This is a genomic window from Binatus sp. (SeqCode), from assembly GCF_036522015.1.
Lineage (GTDB): Bacteria > Desulfobacterota > Binatia > Binatales > Binataceae > Binatus.
This window is the reverse complement of the sequence record NZ_DATDGQ010000401.1, coordinates 1-1583: the sequence shown is the minus strand read 5'-3', so window position 1 is coordinate 1583 and position 1583 is coordinate 1. Positions and strand designations below refer to the sequence as shown.

1 protein-coding gene and 1 pseudogene are annotated in these 1583 nt (G+C 64.1%); both read right to left on the bottom strand.

Annotated elements, in window-relative coordinates; genetic code table 11:
• Nucleotides 1–920, bottom strand: a 920-nt coding sequence (locus VIW95_RS16975; protein ID WP_331588757.1) for an LD-carboxypeptidase, incomplete at its 3' end; no start/stop codon positions are given.
• 90 nt (nt 921–1010) lie between these two features.
• Nucleotides 1011–1583 (bottom strand): annotated as a pseudogene (locus VIW95_RS16970) (hypothetical protein); the annotation flags it as partial.

The window sequence follows — 1583 nt, the reverse complement described above, 5'->3', positions numbered from 1 at the left end:
GTAACGGCCGGCTCGGTAAAAATGATTCGGCGCGCGGCGGAATCGATTCGCGCGGGCACGCCGAACGGAACCGCAAAATTCTCGGTGCCATGTCCCGCCTCGACGCCCCACAGCACTGGACATCCGAGGCCCGCAGTCTGCTCCGCGGCGAAGCGCGCGATCATCCGGGTCTCCTGTTCGTTTCCATCGATCGCTCGAATCGCGCCGAAAACAATTCCCGCAACGCGCCCGAGCGCGCCGCTTTGCCGCAACTGCACGAGCATCCGATCGATTCGATAGGCTTTCTCGCCCGTGTCCTCAAGAAACAGGATTCGTCCGTCGAAGCGCGGCTCGTACGGTGTGCCGATAGTCGCCACCAGCACCGACAGGCATCCGCCGATAACCTCGCCTTGCGCGCTCCCCGGATGCATCGCCTCGTGAGCCTCGAGCTCAAAGCCGTCGAGCTTGCCGCAGAGCAATCCTTGCAGATGCTCGAGCGCGCGCGGACTCAGGCCTTTCGCAAAGTCCATCGCGACCATCGGTCCGTGAAACGACACCATTCCGGCGAAATCAACCAGTGCATTGAGCAGGAAGGTCGCATCCGAGAAGCCGATGAAGATTTTGGGCGTGCTGGCGATCGCCTTGAAGTCGAGAATCGGCAGCAGTCGTCCGCATCCGTAGCCGCCGCGCGCCGAAAAGATCGCTCTGACTTCGGGGTCGGCGAAATATTCCTGGAGCTCGCTCGCGCGCTCGCGATCGTCACCGGCCAGAATCCCCGAACGCGCCAGCGCGCGCTCCGAAACTTTGACCCGATAGCCCATTGCGCCGAGCACGGTGACACCGCGCTCGAGATGCGCCCGTTCGATCGCCGCGGCGGGCGCGACGACCGCAACGGTATCGCCCGGTTGGAGCGCGTTGGGTTTGATCGGTTTGTTTTTCACAGGTTCAAGCTATTCCGCTCCGAATCCTACCAGATGGCCCGCGCGAACGCCCGTCAGTTGCGGAAATTGCCTCCGCTTCCGGTTTCCGGTTCAGTCGGCGACGGACGGCGCGGCATGCTCCTCCATCCCGGTGAGCGAGCCGACTTCGGAAAATCCGAGCAGCGCCGCCGTAACCCACAAACCCGCCGCACCGATCGCTATCGTTGGACGCATACCGATCACGCCGCCCGCGACACCCGCGACCAGTTGCCCAACGAGCACGCTGGCGAGACGCACGAAGCGCAGACTCGCGTTGACGCGTCCAAGCATCGGTTTGGGCGTGATCGTTTGAATCAGGCTGACGGCGTTGATGAAGTACACTGTCGCGGCACTGTCGCCGACCAGCTGCTGCGCAACCAGCAGTGCTACCGACACGGGGCCACTGCCTCGCGCGATCGGCAGCAGCATGTATGCGACGCCTTCGATCGCGAGGCCGGCCACCATCGCTCTTCCGGTGCCGAGAATCTCGGCGCTGCGGCGCGCGGCGAGCGCACCGAACAGCGAGCTTGCGCCGCCAACCGCGAAGATCACGCCGAGCACGCCGGGCCTGAATCCGAGCGCGTTGACGACGAACAACATGTAGAGCGTGCCGACCAGGCTGTTCGCAAAGCCGCCCACGATCAC